The sequence below is a fragment of the Enterococcus sp. LJL99 genome (assembly GCF_054871725.1).
This window is the reverse complement of record NZ_JBTXLT010000010.1, coordinates 30,685-53,957: the sequence shown is the minus strand read 5'-3', so window position 1 is coordinate 53,957 and position 23,273 is coordinate 30,685. Positions and strand designations below refer to the sequence as shown.

22 protein-coding genes are annotated in these 23,273 nt (G+C 34.7%); 2 read left to right on the top strand and 20 right to left on the bottom strand.

Translation table 11 applies throughout. The features are described from left to right. Positions 1-226 precede the first annotated feature (226 nt). Together ACYSNW_RS14040 and perR are read right to left on the bottom strand one after the other, a co-directional pair. Positions 227-607, bottom strand: coding sequence for a RidA family protein (locus tag ACYSNW_RS14040; RefSeq protein ID WP_461745505.1), 381 nt, complete (start codon positions 605-607; stop codon positions 227-229). A 19-nt stretch (positions 608-626) separates the two neighbouring features. Continuing rightward, positions 627-1,052: a peroxide-responsive transcriptional repressor PerR gene (perR, locus tag ACYSNW_RS14035; RefSeq protein WP_461745504.1), complete on the bottom strand. Its 426-nt coding sequence runs from the start codon at positions 1,050-1,052 to the stop codon at positions 627-629. Between the two features lie 477 nt (positions 1,053-1,529). On the opposite strand from perR, the gene ACYSNW_RS14030 reads away from it, so the two are divergent. Further along, complete coding sequence (locus ACYSNW_RS14030) at positions 1,530-2,525, top strand: 4-hydroxy-3-methylbut-2-enyl diphosphate reductase (protein ID WP_461745502.1); 996 nt, start codon at positions 1,530-1,532, stop codon at positions 2,523-2,525. 102 nt (positions 2,526-2,627) lie between these two features. Here the strand turns inward: ACYSNW_RS14030 and ACYSNW_RS14025 are convergent, their stop codons facing one another. The 3 genes from ACYSNW_RS14025 to ACYSNW_RS14015 all read right to left on the bottom strand — a co-directional run bounded on the left by ACYSNW_RS14025 (position 2,628) and on the right by ACYSNW_RS14015 (position 6,106). Beyond that, positions 2,628-3,485 (bottom strand): glucosaminidase domain-containing protein, encoded by an 858-nt coding sequence (locus ACYSNW_RS14025; RefSeq protein WP_461745500.1) that lies wholly within the window; start codon positions 3,483-3,485, stop codon positions 2,628-2,630. Between the two features lie 285 nt (positions 3,486-3,770). Next, positions 3,771-5,765: a transketolase gene (tkt, locus tag ACYSNW_RS14020; protein ID WP_461745498.1), complete on the bottom strand. Its 1,995-nt coding sequence runs from the start codon at positions 5,763-5,765 to the stop codon at positions 3,771-3,773. A 98-nt stretch (positions 5,766-5,863) separates the two neighbouring features. Next, a complete protein-coding gene (locus ACYSNW_RS14015; protein WP_461745496.1) occupies positions 5,864-6,106 on the bottom strand; it encodes a DUF896 family protein in 243 nt (80 codons plus the stop codon). A 148-nt stretch (positions 6,107-6,254) separates the two neighbouring features. Here ACYSNW_RS14015 and lexA point away from each other — a divergent pair, with 148 nt between their 5' ends. Continuing rightward, the gene (gene lexA, locus ACYSNW_RS14010) at positions 6,255-6,875 is read left to right on the top strand and encodes a transcriptional repressor LexA (RefSeq protein WP_461745494.1); all 621 of its coding nucleotides are present in this window, start codon (positions 6,255-6,257) and stop codon (positions 6,873-6,875) included. 252 nt (positions 6,876-7,127) lie between these two features. Here the strand turns inward: lexA and ACYSNW_RS14005 are convergent, their stop codons facing one another. The 15 genes from ACYSNW_RS14005 to aroB form a co-directional block, all read right to left on the bottom strand. Then, positions 7,128-7,628 (bottom strand): dihydrofolate reductase, encoded by a 501-nt coding sequence (locus ACYSNW_RS14005; RefSeq protein WP_461745493.1) that lies wholly within the window; start codon positions 7,626-7,628, stop codon positions 7,128-7,130. A gap of 19 nt (positions 7,629-7,647) precedes the next feature. Next, positions 7,648-8,595, bottom strand: a complete 948-nt coding sequence (locus ACYSNW_RS14000) for a thymidylate synthase (protein WP_461745491.1) — start codon at positions 8,593-8,595, stop codon at positions 7,648-7,650. Between the two features lie 12 nt (positions 8,596-8,607). Continuing rightward, positions 8,608-10,503: an ABC-F family ATP-binding cassette domain-containing protein gene (locus ACYSNW_RS13995; protein ID WP_461745489.1), complete on the bottom strand. Its 1,896-nt coding sequence runs from the start codon at positions 10,501-10,503 to the stop codon at positions 8,608-8,610. Positions 10,504-10,569: 66 nt separating this feature from the next. Continuing rightward, the gene (locus tag ACYSNW_RS13990) at positions 10,570-12,630 is read right to left on the bottom strand and encodes a cation:proton antiporter (protein WP_461745487.1); all 2,061 of its coding nucleotides are present in this window, start codon (positions 12,628-12,630) and stop codon (positions 10,570-10,572) included. Between the two features lie 814 nt (positions 12,631-13,444). Next, entirely contained in the window at positions 13,445-13,720 is a 276-nt protein-coding gene (locus tag ACYSNW_RS13985) for a hypothetical protein (RefSeq protein ID WP_461745485.1), read from the bottom strand. Between the two features lie 87 nt (positions 13,721-13,807). Further along, positions 13,808-14,275 carry a hypothetical protein gene (locus ACYSNW_RS13980; protein ID WP_461745483.1) on the bottom strand — a complete coding sequence of 156 codons (468 nt, stop codon included), beginning with the start codon at positions 14,273-14,275 and terminating at the stop codon, positions 13,808-13,810. Between the two features lie 170 nt (positions 14,276-14,445). Beyond that, positions 14,446-14,643, bottom strand: a complete 198-nt coding sequence (locus tag ACYSNW_RS13975; RefSeq protein ID WP_461745481.1) for a hypothetical protein — start codon at positions 14,641-14,643, stop codon at positions 14,446-14,448. Between the two features lie 159 nt (positions 14,644-14,802). Next, the gene (locus ACYSNW_RS13970; protein WP_461745479.1) at positions 14,803-15,651 is read right to left on the bottom strand and encodes a DegV family protein; all 849 of its coding nucleotides are present in this window, start codon (positions 15,649-15,651) and stop codon (positions 14,803-14,805) included. A gap of 79 nt (positions 15,652-15,730) precedes the next feature. Further along, positions 15,731-16,840 carry an LCP family protein gene (locus ACYSNW_RS13965; RefSeq protein ID WP_461745623.1) on the bottom strand — a complete coding sequence of 370 codons (1,110 nt, stop codon included), beginning with the start codon at positions 16,838-16,840 and terminating at the stop codon, positions 15,731-15,733. Between the two features lie 340 nt (positions 16,841-17,180). Next, positions 17,181-18,029: a prephenate dehydratase gene (gene pheA, locus ACYSNW_RS13960; RefSeq protein WP_461745477.1), complete on the bottom strand. Its 849-nt coding sequence runs from the start codon at positions 18,027-18,029 to the stop codon at positions 17,181-17,183. 13 nt (positions 18,030-18,042) lie between these two features. Then, positions 18,043-18,543, bottom strand: coding sequence for a shikimate kinase (locus ACYSNW_RS13955; protein WP_461745475.1), 501 nt, complete (start codon positions 18,541-18,543; stop codon positions 18,043-18,045). 15 nt (positions 18,544-18,558) lie between these two features. After that, positions 18,559-19,842, bottom strand: coding sequence for a 3-phosphoshikimate 1-carboxyvinyltransferase (gene aroA / locus ACYSNW_RS13950; protein WP_461745473.1), 1,284 nt, complete (start codon positions 19,840-19,842; stop codon positions 18,559-18,561). 16 nt (positions 19,843-19,858) lie between these two features. After that, the gene (locus tag ACYSNW_RS13945; RefSeq protein ID WP_461745471.1) at positions 19,859-20,956 is read right to left on the bottom strand and encodes a prephenate dehydrogenase; all 1,098 of its coding nucleotides are present in this window, start codon (positions 20,954-20,956) and stop codon (positions 19,859-19,861) included. A gap of 27 nt (positions 20,957-20,983) precedes the next feature. Beyond that, on the bottom strand, positions 20,984-22,150 hold the full coding sequence (aroC, locus tag ACYSNW_RS13940) for a chorismate synthase (RefSeq protein ID WP_461745469.1): 1,167 nt from the start codon (positions 22,148-22,150) through the stop codon (positions 20,984-20,986). Positions 22,151-22,161: 11 nt separating this feature from the next. Continuing rightward, positions 22,162-23,223 (bottom strand): 3-dehydroquinate synthase, encoded by a 1,062-nt coding sequence (aroB, locus tag ACYSNW_RS13935; RefSeq protein ID WP_461745467.1) that lies wholly within the window; start codon positions 23,221-23,223, stop codon positions 22,162-22,164. Positions 23,224-23,273 lie beyond the last annotated feature (50 nt).

Sequence of the window (23,273 nt, the reverse complement as noted above, 5' to 3'; positions counted from 1 at the left end):
AAAATTGTTTCGCCAATCGTTATTTATTGATTGATCTATTATGACTATAACAAACTAAAAAAACGAGTTCGAGTTCTTTGCTTGTGAATTCATAATTATTTTTTCACAAACAGTAACGATTTTAATCATTTTTATTAAATCGGTTAAAAATCATTAGTTAAAAAGACTATTATAATAAGAAAAAAACTCGAAATCATTTTAATTTCGAGTTTGTGAATTCTATTTTCTATTCAGGAATGCTTGCAATAAATTCGATTTCAATTAAAACATCTTTTGGCAATCTTGCAACCTCAACCGCTGATCTTGCAGGAAGAGTATTAACGAATGCTATACCATAAGTTTCATTAAACGCAGTAAAATCATCCATATTCTTCAAAAAACAAGTTGTTTTGACGATGTGATTAAAATCTGTACCTGCTTCTTCTAAAATAGCCGCCATATTTTTTAATACTTGCATTGTTTGTTCTTCGATTGTTTCGCCAACTACTTCTCCTGTTTCTGGACTTAGAGGTACCTGTCCAGAAGCAAATAATAAGCCATTCAAAAGATTCGCTTGAACATAAGGTCCAATGGCTTTTGGTGCTTTGTGTGTGTGTATTCTTTTCATTATTTACTCCCTACTCCCTTTAATTTTGACACTCTGGACATAATCCATATAATTCTAAACGATGTTCATTGATTTCAAATCCAGTCAGCTTGCTAGCTGCCATCTCCACGTCATCAAGACCTGGATAATGGAAATCAACTATTTTCCCACAATTTTGACAAATTGCATGGTAATGTTTTTTTGAACTGAAATCAAAACGGCTAGATGCATCTCCATAACTCATTTCTTGCACAAAACCTATATTCGTAAACAATCGTAAATTGTTATAGACAGTTGCTACACTCATATTAGGAAAACGATTTTCTAGAGCGCGATAGATTTCATCGGCAGTTGGATGGCTGTGATTTTCAATCAAATATTCTAAAATTGCATATCTTTGTGGTGTGATACGAATATTAGCTTCCTTCAATTCTTCAAGCGCATTTTTTACCAGCGTATTATCCAAATGGCTCTCCTCCCTCTTCTTCTTTATTAAATAATACTATTTCTAATCTGCCTTTACAAGAAATAATCATCTTTTTCTTTGAAAAAAAGAAAATTTTCTTTATTTTTCTTAAAAATAGTTTATAAAACAACTCTTTATGAAAGAATTTTAATCACGAAATAAAGATCCTGTTTGTGATTTTTTTATCTTTACTAAAAAAATTGTAAGATAAACCAATCATTTTTATAACTAATTTTATTTTTCTATTTAGAGAATGTCGGAAATGGATAGCGACGACTATTTTTGTAATTTAGCTGGAATTCATCATCATAAAGCTTCGCTTATCTCACATAAGCTACATTTTCTCTTTTGATTTCTAGTTAATTGGCATTCCTCAATCATTTGCAAACATTTCCTAATTGAATTTCCATCTTTAAACAATTATAATATTTTTGTTGTATAGTAAATATATCTTGAAAAATAGGGGTTAACTAAAACATGGAAATTATAAATATTAGTCCTCGAGGCTATTGTTATGGCGTGGTAGATGCAATGGTTATTGCTCGAAATGCTTCTTTAGATGAGTCACTACCAAGACCAATTTATATTTTAGGAATGATCGTTCATAATGAACATGTCACCAATGCTTTTGAACAAATCGGGATTCACACTTTAGATGGAGCAAATCGAGAAGATATTTTATCCCAGATTGATGAAGGAACCGTTATTTTCACAGCACATGGAACTTCACCTAAAGTTAAACAACAAGCTATCGATAAAGGTCTTGTAACGATTGATGCAACTTGTCCTGATGTAATGATTACCCATGAATTGATTTTAGAAAAAGTAACAGCTGGTTACGAAATCATTTACATTGGCAAAAAAAATCATCCTGAACCAGAAGGCGCAATCGGTGTCGCACCGGAAAACGTTTATCTTGTAGCAAACTTAGAAGACATCAACAATCTTCAACTCGAAAATGATAAAATATTTGTCACTAATCAAACGACAATGAGTCAATGGGATGTAGCTAATTTAATGGATGCGATCAAATTGAAATATCCTCAAGTTGTTGTTCATAAAGATATTTGTAAAGCGACGCAAGTTCGTCAAGAGGCAGTTGTTAATCAAGCGGCAACTTGTGATTTAACTATTGTGGTGGGTGATCCTAAAAGTAACAATAGTAATCGGCTTGCTCAAGTTTCCGAACAACAGATTGGTGTTAAAGCATATCGCATAAAAGATGTTTCAGAAATAAATCCCGCTTGGTTCAACGAAGTTAAAAAAGTCGCGGTTACAGCTGGTGCTTCTACTCCAACGCAAATTGTGCGTGAAGTAATTGACTATTTAGAACAATTTGACTCACAAGATACTACGACTTTTGAGGCACTAACTAAAGTCACTGCCGAAAGCATCTTGCCTCGTCCTCGTATCAAAGATTTAAGTAAAAACAGAGAACGTCGATTAGCTGATTTGAGAAACGGTAAACGATAAAAGCGATTAGCTTGAAATCACAATTCAAAAACAAACGAGGTTGAAAATATTGCCACATTTTCAACCTCGTTTGTTTTATATTCTTAAAATTTTAACCATAAATCATGAAACAATTAACGTTTGTCCGACGGTTATTAATTCTGTACTTAGTCCATTAAGAGCCATCAATTGATCTACAGTTAGTCCATACCGTTCTGAGATTCCCCACAACGTGTCACCAGAAACGACAGTCACACTAGAACTATCAGTATAAGTTTGACCTGTTGCTTCAACAACAGCATTCGACTCATTTGCTACTTCTACCAGACTAGAATAACTCCAATCATAAGCAGTGAGTCCATAATTTTCAATCAGCCAATTCAATTTATAATTATAGTGTGGATCAGTTGCATAACGCCCTGCTAGAGCAGCAGTCGCATCTGAATAGTTTGTTGTATTGCTTTTCCATGATCCTGAATAATAATAATCACCAGTCGTAGAAACAGTTGTCTTTAATACGTTGGCATGATCTTGAAAAGATTCAGCATAAGAACTATAACTTCTAAATGGTTCCGTAATGGTCATCCACTGACCTTCCAGATATTCAGCTGTTGGCATATAAACAGATTGACCGTTATAACTGCCTTTGACGCCAAATAAATTGTAGTTAGGTGCTGAAGCAAGTGCAGAATCGCCAAAACTACTTTCTAATAAGGCTTGTGCTATCATTACAGAGGCATATAAATCATTTACTTCAGCTACATACGCAGCCGAATCGCTAATTGAATTAATAAAGGCTTGTTCTGAAGTTGTATCTCCTAAATTAGCTTCATTTGCCTGAACATTCACTGGTGCGATATTTCCTACAACAGGCATCAAAACTAACGAGGTTCCCACTAATGAAACAGCCTTTTTAGTATTGTCAGTTTTATTTTTTTGTTTCATAAAATGTCTTTCACTTCTTGTCATCTTATCGTCCAATTCCGCTCCTCCTCTAAAATTAGAGTTTCTTATATAATATCTTACTTTATTAGAATTTTTTATACAATAATTCATAACCAAAATTATATTTCTTAAAATAATTGTAACATAAAAGAAACATAAAAAAATGTTTTTAGCATTTTTATTCAAAGTTTCTAATAAAAATAAATAATAAAGGAGAAAACAAAAATTTGTAAAGATAAAAAAACTCGAAACAAAGCCAAAATCAGCTTTGTTTCGAGCTATTAATTTAATAGAAGTAGTCGAATTTTGTTACTAATTAAATTACAATTTATTAAATGTAGCAACAACATTTTCTACTGTAAAACCAAATTCACTTAATACTAAATCTCCAGGAGCAGAAGCGCCATAATGATTAATCGTAATTGTTGTTCCAGCAGAGCCAACGTAACGTTCCCATCCAAACGGAGAAGCTGCTTCAATCGCCACACGTTTTAAAACTTCTTTTGGTAAAACTGATTCTTTGTAATCCACCGATTGTTTTTCGAACAAATCAAAACTTGGCATTGAGACAACTGATACATCTGTCCCATTTTCAGCTAAAACTTTTTGCGCTTGAATCGCCAAATTCACTTCTGAACCAGTCGCAATTAAAATTCCTTCTGGTTTTGATCCTTTTTGTGCAGAGATTACATAAGCACCTTTTTGAACTGAATCACTTGCATGTTCTTTTGTTCCTTCAATTACTGGTAAGTTTTGTCTACTAAGAACTAAAATCGTTGGAGCATCTTTTGTAGTCATTGCAATTTTCCAAGCTGCTACAGTTTCATTTCCATCAGCTGGACGAATAACTTGTACACCAGGCATACAACGAACACTAGCTAATTGTTCAATTGGTTCATGAGTTGGACCATCTTCACCAACCGCTACTGAATCATGCGTCAATACATAGGTAACTGGTGTGTTTTGAATAGCTGCTAAACGAATTGCTGGACGTAAATAATCTGTAAATACAAAGAATGTTCCGCCGTAAATTCGACTTCCACCATGCAATTGAATCCCATTCATAGCTGCAGCCATCGCGAATTCACGAACACCAAACCAGATGTTACGTCCTTCGTATTGTCCTGGCTCAAAATCTTTTTCAGCAGCTACCATTGTATTATTAGAGGCAGATAAATCTGCTGACCCACCCCAGAAGCTTGGAACAGCTTTAGATAAGGCTTGAATTGTTTCTTTGCTAGTGACACGACTAGCTGCACTAGAACCAACTTCATAGCTTGGTAATTCATCTGCCCAATCTGCTGGTAATTCATCAGCAAAAGCGGTCTTGAATTGTTTAGCAAGTTCAGGATGTTCTTTTTCATAATTCGCAAAAAGTTCATTCCATGATGCTTCTGCTTTTTCCCCTTCAGTAATCATTGCTTCTTTAAAACGAGCTGCCACTTCTTCTGGAACAGTGAAATCAGGATATTCCCAACCATAAACTGCTTTTGCAGCTGTAATTCCGTCTTCGCCAATTGGAGCGCCATGAACAGCAGAGGTTCCTTCTTTTGGTGCGCCGTATCCAATAACAGTTTTAACCTCAATCAATGTCGGTTTGTTCGTTTCAGCTTTTGCTTCATCAATCGCTTTTGAAATTGCTGCTAAATCATTACCATCTTTTACTAAAATGTGTTGCCAACCATAAGCTTCATAACGTGCACCAACATTTTCAGTGAAAGCTTTAGAAATCGGACCATCAAGAGAAATATCATTTGAATCATACAACACGATTAATTTACCTAATTTCATATGACCAGCCATAGAACTTGCTTCTTGTGAAACACCTTCCATTAAATCGCCATCACCACATAAACTGAATGTATAATGATCCATCACTGGGAAACTATCTCTATTATAAGTTGCAGACAAATGAGCTTCAGCCATTGCCATCCCAACTGCCATTGCAATCCCTTGACCTAAAGGACCAGTAGTTGCTTCAACTCCATCAGTATGATGAACTTCAGGATGTCCTGGTGTTTTACTTTCCCATTGACGGAAATTTTTCAAATCATCAATCGTAACTTTATAGCCAGATAAATGTAATAAACTATAAAGAAGTGCAGAACCATGACCTGCAGATAAAATGAAACGGTCTCTATTAACCCAGTTCATAGATGTTGCTGGATTCACTTTTAAGTGTTTCGTCCACAATGCATATGCCATTGGGGCAGCACCCATTGGTAAACCAGGGTGACCTGAATTAGCTTTTTGAATCGCCTCAATACTTAATGTACGAACCGTGTTAACGCCTAGCTGATCTGTTGTATCGAACAAATAAATCATCTCCTATTTAGGTTTTTTTTACCTTTATTAGTTTATTTTAGCCTATTTAATCAATGAAAGCAATTACTTTTACAAAAAAAAGCAAAAAATTAATTTCGGTCATGCAATCCTTTTTCTTTTTGAATTTGTTTTAATTTTTCTGGAGTAACATCATTGCCTTCAGGGTCAACTACTTTCATCCCCTCAATATGATGTTTCATTCCACTTCTAAACGTTTCTAAATATTCCTGACGTAATTCTTTTTGTTCTGCTAATTCAGCTTCGGTTAAACTAGATTCTTTCGCCTTTTTAGCCAATTCATTTATACGGTTCATTTTGTCTTCTGATAACATGTTAGTTCCTCCTTCACTTTCCACATCTATCTTATAAGAACCTGCCTAAAAATACAACTCTCAACTCACAAAAAAACACGAACGCTTGTTTGATTATCTGTGAAAACTATGGTAAACTAAAAATATCATTAGAAAGAAGGTGCGACTTGTGGCAAAACGTACAGATACAAGACAAATTGAAGTCCTAAAATATATATATGAACAAGTTGAATTAAAAGGTTATCCACCCACGGTTCGCGAAATTGGCAAAGCAGTAGACCTTTCTTCTACTTCTACAGTTCATGGTCATTTAGCCAGACTAGAGAAAAAAGGCTTAATTTTAAGAGATCCTACTAAACCAAGAGCCATCGAGTTAACTGCTGAAGGTTTAGAAAAAATAGGTATTCAACCAAGCACCATTCCAATGCTTGGTGTTGTTACAGCTGGTGAACCAATTTTGGCTGTTGAAGAAGCTTCTGATTACTTCCCGCTTCCGCCTGATTTAAAGTATGAAAATAATTCTTTATTCATGTTAACCATTCGTGGAGAAAGTATGATTAATGCTGGCATACTCGATGGTGATCAGGTTATTGTTCGAAAACAAGCAACTGCTGAAAACGGCGATATTGTGATTGCGATGACTGATGAAGATGAGGCCACATGCAAACGATTTTTCAAAGAAGCAACTCATTTTCGTCTTCAACCAGAAAATGATGCATTGGAACCAATCATTCTAGCAAATGTTAGTATCTTAGGTAAAGTTGTTGGTTTATATCGCAATCATATTTAACTTTTTCAAGAACTAAAAATAGGCTAGCATCCAGAAAATTGACTCTTCAAATTTTCTGGATGCTAGCCTATTTCTATTCTTATTTTTCAAATTAGGAAGTTACTAAAAACAATTGAGACTTTCAAATTTTTCAAAAATCCAGTTGGAAATCAAGAAAAAAACGTAACGTATGTGAAACACAATCGAAGCTTTACAACAATAGATTTCAACTAAACTATAAAACTGTTTGTCACTATAAGTTTCAGAATTTTCCTAGTCGATTTGACATATTCTTTGATAAGTTTCAAACTGATATGGGTAATTGTTCTTTTGATCCTGCTCGCCCTCACTCAAATTGACAAGCGTCCACTCATCCCAATCAACTGTAGGAAAATATGTGTCTCCTTCAAATGTATGCTGAATAACCGTTCGATAAAGAACATCACAATAAGGAAGAAAGTTTTTATATACAATCGAACCACCTGCAATAAAAGTAATACCTGAAAACTCATCAGCATAGGTCAAAATTTCTTCAACAGAATGCATAACGATGATACCTTGAGCTTGATACAGCTGATCACTCGTCAAAACAATCGTTTTTCGATTCGGTAAAGGTTTACTTCCCATTCCCTCAAAAGTAGTCCGTCCCATTACAATTGTGTTATCTTCTGTCATCTGCTTAAAAAACTTCAAATCATTAGGTAAATGCCAGGGCATTTGATCGTCTTTACCAATCAACCCTTGCTCATCTTGTGCCCAAATAGCTGCTAACATCCTATTCCCCCTTTGTCATTTAAACGGCAATTGGTGCCTTAATCGTTGGATGTGGATCATACCCTTCAAGCATGATATCTTCCATTTCAAAATCAAAAACAGATTGCTTTTCTAGATTTAATTTCAATGTCGGACAGCTTCTAATTTCTCTTGTCAACTGTTCTTCCATTTGTTCAAAATGGTTATTGTATAAATGCGCATCTCCTAGAGTGTGAACAAACTCGCCAACTTCTAAACCAGTTTCGTGAGCAATTAAATGCGTTAATAGCGCATAACTAGCAATGTTAAATGGAACGCCAAGAAAAACATCAGCACTTCTTTGATAAAGTTGACAACTTAGTTTACCGTCATTTACATAAAACTGAAACATTGTATGACACGGCGGCAGCGCCATTGATGGAACGTCTTCAGGATTCCATGCTGATACAATTAAGCGACGAGAATCCGGTGTTGTTTTAATCATTTCAATCACAGCTTTGATTTGATCAATAAATCCACCATCTTTTGTTTCCCAATGACGCCATTGTGCCCCATAAATATTTCCTAATTCACCATGTTTCATTGCAAAATCATCATCAGATAAAATTTTTTCACAAAACAAATCATTTTGTTTGTCATATTCGTTTTTAAAGACTTCGTCTGTTAAACTTCGATGACCAAAATTTGTCATATCTGGTCCTGTATAGTCAGCGCTATTTATGTAACGTTCGAATGCCCACTCATCCCAAATATGATTATTATGTTGCAATAAATAGCGAATATTCGTATCGCCTTTTAAAAACCATAGTAATTCACTTTTTATTAGACCAAATGGCACACGTTTCGTAGTTAATAAAGGAAAACCTTCAGAAAGATCAAAACGCATTTGATACCCAAAAAGGCTTTTTGTTCCTGTCCCAGTTCGATCTCCTTTTTGATGTCCTTCGTTTAAAATTTTTCGTCCCAAATCTAAATAGGCTTCTTCCATAGTTACTTCCTCCTAGTTTTCAGCAAACTCACTTAAGTATTCCCAACGATCTAGTTTTTCTTCCAGTTCTTTTTCTGTTTGGGATAATTCTTTTTGCAGTTCTTGAAGTTTTGTAAAATCATCGACCTGTTGATTCATTTCATTAGTAATTGTTTCTGTTTTCTCTTCTAATTGCGCGATTTCTTGTTCAATCGTTGCCCATTCTTTTTGCTCCATATAAGTTAATTTAGATTTTTCTTTTTTCTCAATAACTTTATTTGAGTCATCTTCAATTTTAAGTTTCTTTTTGGTTTGCGCTTTTTCTTTGGTCGATTCGGCTAGATAATCACTCATTACACCGTAATAAGAAGTAATCTCACCAGCTCCTTTAAAAACTAGCAACTTCTCAATTGTCTTATCCAAAAAATAGCGATCATGAGAAACAGTGATTACAGCACCCTTAAATGTTCGAATATAATCTTCTAAAATTGTTAACGTATCAATATCTAAATCGTTTGTTGGTTCGTCCAGTAATAAAACATTCGGCTGACTAATCAAAAGTTTTAGTAAATATAACCGCCTTTTTTCGCCTCCTGAAAGTTTACCGATAATCGTTCCATGCATAAATCTAGGGAATAAGAAACGTTCTAATATTTCAGCAACGCCTATCGTTGTTCCATCAGAACGCTTAACCTCTTCTGCCGCTTCTTGTAAATAAGAAATCATTCGTTTTTCTGGATTCATCTTTTCATTTGTTTGTGTATAATAAGCAATTCGAACTGTTTCTCCCACTGAATAAATACCACTATCCAAAGGAATTCGACCAGCAATAATGTTCAATAACGTTGACTTGCCACTCCCGTTTTTTCCAGTAATCCCAATCCGTTCTCTTGATTGAACCAGTAAATCAAAGGCGTGTAAAATCGTTTTATTCTCAATAGCATAATCGCCATTTTTAATCTCAATTACTTTTTTTCCTAAACGTTGCGTAGCCAAATCCATATCGATTTGTTCTTTATGATTTGCCTGATTTAAGTTTCCTTTCAGTTCATGGAAACGATCTTGCCGCGCTTGTTGCTTTGTTCCACGTGCTTGAACTCCTGCCCGCATCCATTCTAATTCTTGTTTATATAGGCGGTTTCGTTTCTCATCTTGTTCAACCTCAACCCGTTCGCGTTCTGCTTTACTAATCAGATACGTCTCATAATTTCCTTTATATTCAAAAATTCGTCCAAATGACAATTCGAAGATACGATTTGATACCCGGTCTAGAAAATAGCGATCATGGGTAACCATTAAAACCGCACCACGATACTGATTTAAATAGGTTTCAAGCCACGTAATTGCATCGTAGTCTAAATGGTTGGTCGGTTCATCAAGTAAAAGTAAATCAGGCGATTCTATTAACACTTGAGCTAAACTGACTCTTTTTTTCTGTCCACCAGATAAATCACGGATTTTTTTATCTAATGTATCAATTCCTAATTTTTGAAGAACAATTTTAGCTTCAGTATCTGCATTCCAAGCATCCTCTTTATTCATGAGTTCTTCTGCTTGAACATATTGCTTTTGAATTTGCTCGTTCGTACCGTCTTCAGCCAATGCTAATAAAGCTAATTCATAATTTTTAACGGCTCGAAGAATAGGAGTATCGCCTTGAAATACAGCCTCCACAACAGATAAATCTTCATTCAACGTTTGGTCTTGGGATAAGTAGCCGATTTGATAGTCATTAGGGACCTGAAAAACTGTACTGTCGCCATCACCACTATCTTTTGATGCAAGAATATTCAACAACGTGGTTTTTCCTGTTCCGTTCGTTCCGATTAATCCAATACGGTCTTTTTCATGTATTGAAAAAGCGATTTGATCAAATAACGTTTTTTCGCCATATGTTTTCGTTAAATTGGAAATTTTCAATTCTTTCATTTTAAAATCACGCCCTTTTCATCCTTGCCTATTGTATCAAAAAAAAACGAAAAAAAGAAGCTAGTTTTATTTTTTACTAGCTTCTTCTCTAACTTGTTTCCGTAATCTATTAAAACCAAGCCCATTTGCAGTGTCATTAATTGAAAAAGATTCTAATAAATTGACATTTTTTCGGTATTCATTCGCTACAATTGAAGAAATTTTGTGATTAATTTCGTATGTATCAATTACATTTCGTTCTTCTTGATAGCCAATCAATAATTCTTTGACATAATCAGATTGTGAATGAATGATAAAGGAATCAATAAACGTTCCATCTTCTAATCGTTGCGCTAATTGTAAACGTCCTTCAATGAAAAAGCGAATCAACTCATCATCATAAACATCGGTCAAGTTATTTAAACTTTTAAGAATCACTTCTGTATTCTGTAAGAAGACTTGCCGAATACTTTCCATTTCTTCTTTTCTAAGCTCTGTTTTCACTTCATCCTCTTCATGATCCCACAAAGAATTTGTATGGATAAATAAATTAATGACTTGTCGCACAAACAAGAGCCAGAAACCGATTATTGATAATAATTGTTTTGCGATTGATCGTTCCATTCTAGTAATCAGTCGTTTATACAGTCTATACCCTTCGACATTAATCTCTTTTTGTCGGAAGCTTTCTTCTAAACCATCTTTTTCAATTGATACAATCAATGCTTGTAGTTCTTGCACATCTTGCTTCTTTTCAGCAGATAGCTGTTCCGTATAGAGTTCCTTAATTCTATCTTGATAATTTTCGATTACAACATTCATTTCCACATGAGGATCTGATTCGTTACGAAGCTTTAAATGTTCAATGACTTCTTTTAACAAATTGATTTCAATTGGATTCTCCGGTTGTTCTTCCTCAGTATCGGTTAAAAATGGCAAAATAACCAATCCACTAATTAAGGTAACCAGAATGACACAAGCTGTGATAAACAATAATAAGGAGCGTTCAATAAATAATTCACCATTGATAGTCATTGGCAAGATAAAGATTGTGGCTAAACTGACCGTTCCTTTCACTCCACCAAATGTCAAAATTAAAATTTCATTCATAAATTTACCAATATTTTTAAAACGGTTTTTAATCCCATAAATAAAAACAATCGACAGAAAACGTGTAGCGAATAACGTCACAGAAATTAGCAAAACAACTAACATTAAAAAGATATTTGAATACGTTTCACTATTCCAAATCGGTGAAAAGACTTGAGATAATTCAATGCCCAAAAATAGAAAAACTAAGGCATTAAGCATGAAAACAATTGTACTCCAGGTACTATCTGAAACACTTGACAATTCAGCTTCAAATAAAGAAACTTTCTTCAAACTCGAAGCCTGCATAACACCTGCTACAACAGCGGCGATGATCCCAGATACACCAAAAATTTCAGCAAGTACATAGGATAAAAATGGTAACAACAATTCTAATAGTAAATAGCCAGTAACATCTTTAGCTGAAGCTTTTTCTAACAAATGGACAATTTGTCTTTTTAGCAATACTAAAATGACACCCACTGCGGCACCCCCGACACTAGAAAACAATAATGTCCAAGAAGCATTAACCCATGAAAAAGACCCGGTTAATAAGGCAGCCAAGGCAAACTGAAAAGCAGTTACACCAGAAGCATCGTTAATTAATCCTTCACCGGCTAAAATATTCATAGCTTTAGCTGGAATTTGAATTTTACCAGATAATGAGCCTACTGCTACGGCATCAGTTGGTCCAAGTGCGGCACCGAAAGCAAAACAAGCAGCTATCGGTAACGCAGGAATAATCAAATGCAAAGTCCAACCTACTGTTAATAAGGTGATAATGACACCAGCAAAAGCTAAAAATAAAATGACACTAAAATTCTTTAACATTGAACGAATATTCGTTCTTTCTCCTTCTCTAAACAACAAAGGTGCTATAATCATCACTAAAAAAACTTCTGGTTCAAAAGTGATTCTCTGCCCCATTTCAGTTAAACCAATTAGCACACCAAAAATAATTTGTACCATCGGCAACGGAATAATCGGGACAATTCGATTAAAAACATTAGAAAAGGTAATGGCAAATGCAAATAGAATGATCCAATAAATTAACTCCATCCTATCTCTCCCTTCCTATTTAATATTGATTTTGCTTGGTAATTTGGATTTTTCAGACCCAATCTGATTTTCCAATATTTTTTCATTGTATCGAAATTGATCAAATGAAGATAAGACAAAAGTAGTTTAATTAACCTTTTCACCGATAATACAGGTCATTAAACAATCGATTAGAATCGAGCAATTGGACGAATCATTAGTTATTGCGCTCTCTGCAATGAATGATGACTAGGAAATTGCCGAGATTCTGATTGTTTTACGCCGATAATACAGGTCATTAAACAATCGGTTAGAATCGAGCAATTGGACAAACCAGCAGTGATTACGTTTTTTTACAATGAATGATGGTCAGGAAATTGCCGAGATTCTGATTGTTTTATACCAATTATTCGGTTTTAAAGGATAAAAATTTTTTTACTTTCTTTTATCTCACTCACTTTTCTTTTTGGTGCATAGACTCTTAGAAAAAAAGAGGAATGATTGAAGTCGGTTGTAGTGTTCGTTTTGGGGAGCTAACGAATAAAAGAAGAATACATCAACTACTTACTAGGTAATAAGCTTAAAAAATGTATAAATTTCAGTATTTTTTCAAAATTACTGAATTTAATGATTTGATTGGACTATTTAAATCAAATCACTAGCAGTAAACTTAATTATTAAATCGCAACACTTCTCATCATCAGAGTAAAACAAAAAAATTCTTTAGATAACGAATTTTTTCTACTTGAAATTGTGAAGAACTTCAAAAAACAAGCGAAACAATTCACCCGTCAAATTTTTTCTAGAACATCTGAAAATGATTATTCTTAGCATACTAATTTAATTGTCTATCTAAGCAGCGCAGTAATTTTTCTTTTTTCATACGAATTTTTTCTTCAATAAGCGCTAAATCTTTCTCTTTTTCACAAAGCTCCATTTGTGCGCGTTTAGCTTCTAAACGAAGCAATTCTGCTTTTATGATTTCTATTTTCTTATAGTTAAGAAAATTCCTTCTTTTAAGTTTATGTTTAAACTCCATTTTCTTTTCACAAGGTAACAAGCTGTATTGTTCCTTTAATTTAGCTATACGCTGCTCAAGTTCGTCGCTCACAACAAGACTTCCTTTCAAAATATCTTTAATTGATTTTAGTAATAAATACTAATCTATTTTACTTTGTAGACTGCTAATCAACTATAGTTATTCCTCATCTATCAAAATATCAATTTCCACTTGTTTATTTAATCTGGAAGCTAAAAATTCTAATAGCTCTTCAAGTGAACCAGAAAATTTTAACATCGGTTCTCGATGACCATTTTTGAAATAATTCATTTTTATTTCTTCATTTTTTAACAATAACACGATTCTATCAATTTCAGAATATAAAGTACCTGTCCGATCAAATGGACTCGCAATAATTCGATCTTCACTTAAGCCTCTAGCATCAATCAAAAAACTAAGCAAAATCAACGCTGCCAATACGCCTTTAATTTGATGCCCAATTAAAAATGAATAAATCAAACTCGCAGTACTTATCAAAAATAAAAACCAAAAATTTGTGCTCGCTTTTTGTGATTTTATACGAATGCTTTTTTGTACTAAATAAAGGTAACTATATAATACTAAAGTAAATAGACCTAAAATAATTGTAAAAAAATCAATAAACAAATAGATTACTCCTTTATAAAAATCATTTGAGACCAATCATAAAATTTTGTATGCCAACTTAATCAAATATGAGCGTCTATTTTGTCTATGAAATAGATTATAGCACTTATTTTTTAGAAAGATACAACTAAACCTTATATTTTATAATTTTGACAAAGTTTACTATTTAATTACTTGGTACTATCTGTAGCCAATTCAGTTAGTTGCTGGTTGATTTTACTTATTGCGTTTTTACAAACCAATATTTCTCGAATAACTTGATCTCGTTTTTCGCCATTTGGTAATTGCTTAAGACTTTGGTAATAAACAGCAAGCAGTTGAACCTGTTTCATTTTATCTTTTTGTAAACGCGCCTCCGTTCGATTCATCCATTCGCCTCCCGCATCAATTATACTAAATATCCAACAAAAAAACTGAAATAATGCTTTGAATTTTTTCATAGCTAGAGGGTCTGGAAAACAGCTGACTAAGCACCTTTCCAGACCCTTCGCTCTTACAATAAAATTTAATGATATCTAAAAAACAAATTATTGTGCAGAAATACAAATACCTATCGCTTTTTCTCCCAAATGACTTCCGATTACAGGTCCAAAATGACCAATTTCAACAATTGCATTAGGATATTGCGCTTGTAATTTTAACTTTTCTTCCTCAGCAACGACTAAATTGTTAGCATGAATCACATAAAATTTTACAGGTATATCAATTTCTTGATCTCTTTCACCAATAATTTGTTTTGCTCTTGCAAAAGCTTTTTTAGTAGAGCGAATTTTTTCGTGTAACACAATTTGCCCATCTTCAAATGTCAAAATCGGTTTAATTTTTAATAAGGTACCAATCAAAGCTGCGCCATTGGTTAAACGTCCTCCACGAACTAAATTATTCAAATCATCTACTATTAAATAAGCATATGTATTATCTCTTATCGCATCAAGTTTTGAAAAAATTTCATCTAGTTCAGCTTTTTTATCAATTAAATCTAAAGTTGCTTCGACCATATGACCCATCGGTACACTCGTAATTTTAGAATCGTAAGGATACAGTGTCACACCATCAATCGAATTCGTTAGCGTAAATAACGTATTAATAAAACCTGAAATACCAGAAGACAAATGAATACTAATAATCGTATCATAGCCTTTTCTAGCAATTCTTTCATATAGTTCAATTACCTCGCCCAATGCCGGTTGAGAGGTTTTTGGGAATTCCTTACTGTTATTTAATAATGTATAATATTCATCAGCTTCAATATCAATGCCTTCATTATATGTTTTTCCATCTAAAATAACTGGGATCGAAATAACAAAAAGATCTGGATGATCTTTTATTCTATCAGGCAAGTAAGCTGTACTATCTGTTACAACAGCAATTTTCATCTTTTAACCTCATTTCAATAAATTCACACAATAAAATAAATATAACACAAAAAAGATTATAATCACACCATTAATTCTTTTAATTCAAAAAATTTTCTATTGCTTGTTGGTTTTGGTCAAAATCTATTTGTAAAACACTACCTGCATAATCATAATCTGCATAAGTCCAAGAATTTTCAACTGGAACCGTAAGACGATCAATCCCACCTGAACCATTCAATAAAAGTGAAGGACCATTTTTAATCATAAAACTTGTTGGAATATCTGTTGACATATATCCTACTAAACGACCTAATGCTTCTGGTGTTCGAATCAAGGTCAGTGGATTTTTCAATTGAGACATGACTGCAGACATCACTTGCTGTTGCCTTCTCACTCGCCCAAAGTCTCCTTCTTCATCCATTCGGAATCGCGCATACTGCAATAAGACATGACCATCCATTTTTTGAACACCTTTTGCAATATCAACGCCATCTAAATTGATATCTTTTTCAGCATCTATTTTAACGCCGTTAGAAAACATCGCATCTATGATTTTTTCAAATGATTGAAAATCAACTTTTGCATAATATTGACAATCAATATTAAAGTTTTCAGCTAATGTTTCCCGAACTAACTCAGCTCCACCATAAGCATATGCACTATTGATTTTGTTAGGGTCTAATCCAGGAATATCCACAAAAGTATCTCGCATAAAAGAAATTAGTTTAGGTTTCTTCGAGGGTCCGTCTAATTGAAGAACCATGATTGTATCTGCACGCCCAGCATCTTCTCCTCTAGTATCACTACCTAAAATTAAAATATTATGAGCACCATTCGCACTTTTTACTCCATTAAACGTTTCTGTAGCTTCTTTTGGAAGTGACGTATCATTTTCAGCAAAATTTTTCCCTTTAAAAAATAAACCGATTGCTAATACAAGAAGTAATATAAAAACAAGAAAGATTTTTTTAAACCAACCAAATTTCTTACGTCTTTTTGGTGGTTTTTGTTTTTTTAATTTTTGTGATTTTCTCTTTTGAGAAGTATTTTGCTCTGAGTAATCCTCTCTTGGTTCCTCATTTTCGAAATAAACATTTTGTTGTTCTGAATGATTCTTTACTTTTTCTTTTCTTGGGCTAAAGGTCTTTTTTGTTTCTGGTGACTCTGCTTGTTCATGAATATGTTTATAACGATCCACCCGACTTATTTCCCTCACCTCTTTTATGTAGTATCATTAGCTATATGCAAAACGTTATAAAATCAATAACCGTGTACGTTTTAGGGATATAGCGAATCCCTTTGTCACTCCAATTTATAGATACAATCAGCTCTTATTGATAAAATTATTTTTGTCAAAAACTATCGAAAGGAGTTGATTGTTATCCACCGTCAAGAAATGCTTGAAGATATTCGTTTTTTTACTTCACAACTTATTTTAGTAGTAGTTATATCTCTATAGTATCATTATTAAGAATACTCTATTTTAACGGTATTTCTCAATCTATATTACCTAATTTAATAAAAAATAAAAAGACCTTTTCAGATCTTTATACTCCATGGATTGGATGTACATCATAAATTCCAAATATTTTCACTTCGCCACCCATTAAGCGAACTTCATCAAGCGCATTTTCAAGTAGCTCTAATGGTCGTTGTACATTGATATCAATCAAAAAGAAATACTCACCTAATGTCGTTTTTAGTGGTCGCGATTCAATTTTACTCAAGTCGATTTCGCGCCAACTGAATGCAGATAAAGCTTTATGTAAAGCTCCTGGCATATTATTCGGCATCGTAATGGCAATCGTCATTTTTTTATTCTCAACTGGTATCGGCAATTCTACTTTCTCGGCACCAATAACCCAAAATCTTGTTTGATTAATGGCCACATCTTGAATATTCTCACCTACAATAGCTAAATCATAGGTTAACGCAGAAAGTTTAGGCGCAATCGCAGCAATTTTTTGGTTTGAATTTTTTGCAACATAACTCGCTGCATAAGCAGTCGATGGTGTCTGCTCTAAATCCGCCATCGGAAAAATAGATCGAATAAATTCTTGAGATTGCGCTAATGCTTGAGGATGAGATAAAATTTTGGTCACACTTTGCCAATCTTGTGCATTCTCTTTTGCGACCATCAATTGTTGGAAAATCGGCAATACAATTTCCGCCCCAACTGGAATCGTTGTTTTATGAAAAAGATAGTCCACTGTTGTATTGACAGAACCCTCAATTGTATTTTCAATTGGAACGACCCCAAGATCTACTTCACCAAATTCAACCGCTTTTATACAGGCCGGAATAGAATGACAGGGAACTAATTCTTGATCAGGAAAAGCGGTTTTTGTCGCAGTGTGTGTAAAAGAGCTTTCTGGTCCCAGATAACCAACTTTCATTTAGTTCACCTACCTAAATATTCTCTAAAATTTCTTTCACAATTGCTTCAGGAGTTCTATTATCTGTTTCAATTATAATGCTTGCACTTTCTTCATATAAAGGGATTCTTGGTTCAAAAACTTCTTGAATTTCCGCTGCTGATTTCGAAACGACTAACGGGCGAACAGTAGTATGATCTTGTTTCAGACGAGAAATAAAGCTTTCTGGTTTGGTCTTCAAATAAACGACTGGCGCCATTTGTTTTAGCAACTCACGATTTTCAGGACGCATCACAATTCCACCACCAGTAGATACAACTTGATTATGGTCTAAATATCGTTTTAAAACGGCTGTTTCTCGTTCTCTAAAAGCAGCTTCACCATGCAAATCAAAATATTCTTGAATCGTCATCCCGATCTCTTCAACGATTTTGTCATCAAAATCAATATGATCCATACCTGTTTCTTGAGAGAGCAATCTACCAACAGTTGTTTTCCCAGCTCCCATAAAACCAATTAATATAATACCTTTCATCTATTGTAATCCCCTTTATTTATATAGTTTTTCTAAATCATCAAAGAAGGCTGGGTAAGAAACAGAAATCGCTTCAGGTTTATCTAGATGAACCTCACCATCTTTTACTAACAAAGCTGCTATTTGCAACATCATACCAATGCGATGGTCGCCATAACTTGTTACCTCTGCGCCATGTAATTCAGTCCCACCATGAATAATCATTCCATCTTCAGTAGGTTCAATATTTGCGCCCATTTTATTCAATTCGGTAGCCACGGCATCAATTCGATTCGTTTCTTTTACTTTTAATTCTTCCGCATCACGAATAATTGTTTTTCCTTTTGCTTGCGTTGCTAATAAAGCAATAATTGGCAGTTCATCAATCAGACGTGGAATGATTTCACCACCAATTTCGATGCCAACTAAGTCACTCGTTTCTACCGTTAGTGAACCAGCCTTATTCGATTCATTGCCAGTTTCTTCGATGGTTAATTTGCCGCCCATCTGTTGAATAACATCAATAATACCTGTTCGAGTTGGATTTAGTCCAACATTCGTCAATTTAATTTGGCTATTCGCTAAAACAAGCCCTGCAACTAAGAAAAAAGCAGCAGATGAAACATCTCCAGGTACTGTGATTTCTTGTCCTGTTAATTTTTGCGGACCCGTTATTGTGATTTTTTTACCTTCAACCGAAATACTGCCACCAAATTGTTTAATCATATCTTCTGTATGATCCCGAGTTTTTTCTTTTTCAGTAATTTCCGATTGTCCATTTGCTTGCAAAGCAGCAAATAAAATTGCTGACTTCACTTGTGCGCTAGCAACTGGCATTTCATATGAAATAGGTTTTAATTGTTCTGTTCCCTCAACTTTCAATGGTGGGAATTCTGATCCATCATGTCCAGTACAAACAGCTCCCATCTCATTAATCGGCAACATGACACGATTCATTGGTCGTTTAGCAATTGAATGGTCACCAAATAATTCTGTAGTAAAGGGACGCCCCGCTAAGATTCCCATGATTAAACGAATAGTAGTCCCAGAATTACCTACATCAATTGGATTTTTTGCCTCTTTTAAGCCCGAAAAACCTTTTCCATGAACAACAATGGTTTCGCCATCGTCTTCAATAAAAACGCCTAAATCTCTAAAGGCTTGTAATGTACTTAAGCAGTCATCGCCTCGCAAGAAATTTTTGATTACGGTTCTTCCTTCTGAAATAGAACCGAACATAATGCTTCTGTGAGAAATTGATTTATCACTTGGAACCGCAATTGTTCCTTGAAGTTGTGTTTTATTTGTTACTAAATCCAAGAATACCCCACCTTTTTTATTTTTCATAACATAAATAGCTTGTTTGTTTTTCTAATATTTCTTTTGCTTTTTGTAAATCAAGTTGATTTTTAAAGGTTAATTGTAAAATACCATAAACATCTTCTCGTGTCTCTAGTATTTTTAAATTAATCAGTGATAAACGATTTTCGCCTAAAATTCCCGTCACTTCTGCAATTACTCCAGGTACATCGGGAACGTCAACGAATAAATCGTGAAAGGCAGGAATAGCACCTTCTTTATGGATAGGCATTTGGTTACGTGTTTCTTTCGCCTCATAAAAAAATTGGAAAATTGCTTCTTGATTTCCTGTCGCAATCCATTCGATTATACGGTCCATTTCTGCTTGCCAATCTTTCATTAGTGAAAGGATTGGTTGTTGATTACTCAATAAAATATCCGTCCACATCCTTGGATCAGAGGAAGCAATCCGAGTAAGATCTCTAAAACCTCCTGCTGCCAGTTGCTTCGATCTTGGATGTTCATTATTAAACTCACTACTTTGATTGACCAAGCCTGCTGCAATAATATGAGGCACATGACTAAGCATCCCTGTGATTTGATCATGCTCTTCACTACTTAAAACAACAAATTTAGCTCGTGTACCGCTTAAAAGGTCTTGTAACAGCTTAACTGACGACGCTTGCTTTTCTGATGAAGGCGCTAAAATGTAATACGCGTTTTCAAATAAATCGACATCCCCAGCACTAACACCAGATTTATGGGAACCTGCCATTGGATGACCACCGATAAAATTAGTCAAACCAAGAAAATTCGCCTCATCGACAATCGCTTTTTTTGTACTTCCAACGTCAGTAATGATGACATTTTTTTTTAAATGCATCTGACTGATTTCTTTTAATTGTGTCACCATATTTTTGACTGGGGAGCTTAAAATGATGACATCCGCATTAGCTAGTGCCTTTTCAGTTAGCTCGGCAGACTCATCGATCATCCCTCTCTTTTCAGCAAATAGCATAGATTCTTGATCAACGTCAATCCCAGTAATTTTTACTAATGGATGAGCTTTTTTGATTGCCAACGCTAGTGAGCTACCAATTAAACCCAAACCGATAATAACAACATTTTTTTTCATTTCGCCACTCTCCATTTTTTAGTTGATTTAGAATGTTTGAGTATAAAGGCGATAATTTTCAACTTCTTTTTTCATTTGCTCAAAAGAATCACTTGAGAATTTTTCCAACATTGCTTGAGCAACTTCAGTCGCAACAACCGCTTCACAGACAACACTAGCGGCTGGAACAGCTGTACTATCAGAACGCTCAACACTCGCTTTATAAGGTTCTTTGGTATCGATATTGACACTTTGAAGTGGTTTATACAGTGTCGGAATTGGTTTCATTACACCTCTGACAATGATTGGCATTCCATTGGTCATTCCACCTTCAAAACCACCTAAATTATTGGATGTACGAGTATAACCAGTTTCTTTACTCCAAACAATTTCATCCATGACTTGACTTCCAGGACGGTTACCCATTTCAAAACCAATCCCAAATTCAACTCCTTTAAATGCATTAATACTCACAACTGCTTGAGCGATTTTAGCATCTAATTTACGGTCCCATTGAACATAACTACCTAGTCCAACTGGCACACCACCAACAACGACCTCAACTACTCCACCAATTGTATCACCATTTTTTTTCGTTTGATCGATTAAATCACGCATTTCTTGTTCAACTGAAGGATCCAGAACACGAACATCAGATTTTTCTGAACGCTCTTTGATTTGGGCAACAGTTAAATTTTCTGGAATCGTCGCTTCAATGCCACCTAATACTGCCACATGACCTGCCACATCAATGGCTAATTCACTTAATAATTTTTTAGCAACTGCTCCAATTGCAACGCGCATTGTGGTTTCTCGTGCCGATGAACGTTCTAATACATTTCTTAAATCTTCGTGTTGGTACTTGATTCCACCGACTAAATCAGCATGACCTGGACGAGGTTTATTTAACCGTCGGATCTTTTTCTCCTTTTCAGAGACTTCTTCGATTGACATTACTGAAGTCCAGTTTTTCCAGTCTTTATTTTCAACCACTAACGTCACAGGAGAACCTAACGTTTTTCCATGACGAATGCCTGAGGTAATCTTAACTTGGTCCTTTTCTATTAGCATTCGTCCACCACGACCATAACCACCTTGGCGGCGCGCTAATTCTAAATTAATATCTTCTGGAGATAGCGGCATCCCGGCCGGTAATCCCTCAATAATTGTTGTTAATTCTGGTCCGTGTGATTCACCAGCTGTAATAAATCGCATCTTACTTCCTCCTATTGTAAATAACTTTTCATTTCTTCCACAGGTACTTTTACTATTTTAGCTTTCCCGAGTTCTTCTAACAAAATAATATTAATTTGACCGCCTCTTGTCTTTTTATCATGAGTCAATGCCTCATAAAGTTTCGCCTCATCCCAAGTATCTGTAGTAATCGGTAAATTAAATTTTAGAATCATTTCGTTTAATTTTTCTGTTGTTCCTAAAGGAGTTAGACCTTTCGCTTCGGCAACTTTATTAATTTGGCTCATCCCAAGAGCAACACCTTCTCCGTGAGTCAAAACACCATAACCAGCCGTATTTTCAAGCGCATGACCAATTGTATGCCCAAAATTAAGTAATAAACGAACCCCGTTATCTAGTTCATCTTCTTCCACTACTTTTCGTTTGATTTTACAGCATGCTGCAATAATTTCTTCCGCATGATTCAATAAATCTTGTTCATCTTCTAATATTGCTAAACGTTCCCAAAGCGTACTATCAGCAATAGCCGCTGACTTAATGATTTCGGCGATTCCTTCACGTACACGTCTGATTTCTAATGTATTCAGAGTATTACTGTCAATCAATACACCATCTGGTTGAGCAAACGTACCAACTAAATTTTTAGCTTTCGCTGTGTTAACTGCTGTTTTGCCCCCAATACTACTATCCACTTGAGCTAATAAAGTAGTGGGAACTTGCAGAAAGTGTAGGCCTCTCATATAGGTTGAAGCAACAAAACCCGCTAGGTCTCCAACAACACCGCCACCCAGCGCAATCACACCATCACTACGAGTTAGTCCTTTTTCGGCTAAAAAATCATATAACTCAGCGGCAACAGTCAAACTTTTACTTTGTTCACCAGCTTCTACCGCATAGATAGACGTTTCAAAACCAGCATTCTTCAAACTTTCTACAACTAAATCACCATAGAGTGCCTGAACATTTGTATCCGTAATAACGACAACTTTCTGAGGGTTCCATAAATTTAACGCCCATTGACCAATTGAAGCTAACAAGCCTCTTTCAATTGTTAAATCGTATGAATGATTAGGTAATGTTACTGTCAATTTCATTTTATTCAAGCTCCTTTTGTACTATTTATGACAACTAGGATAACGAAGGA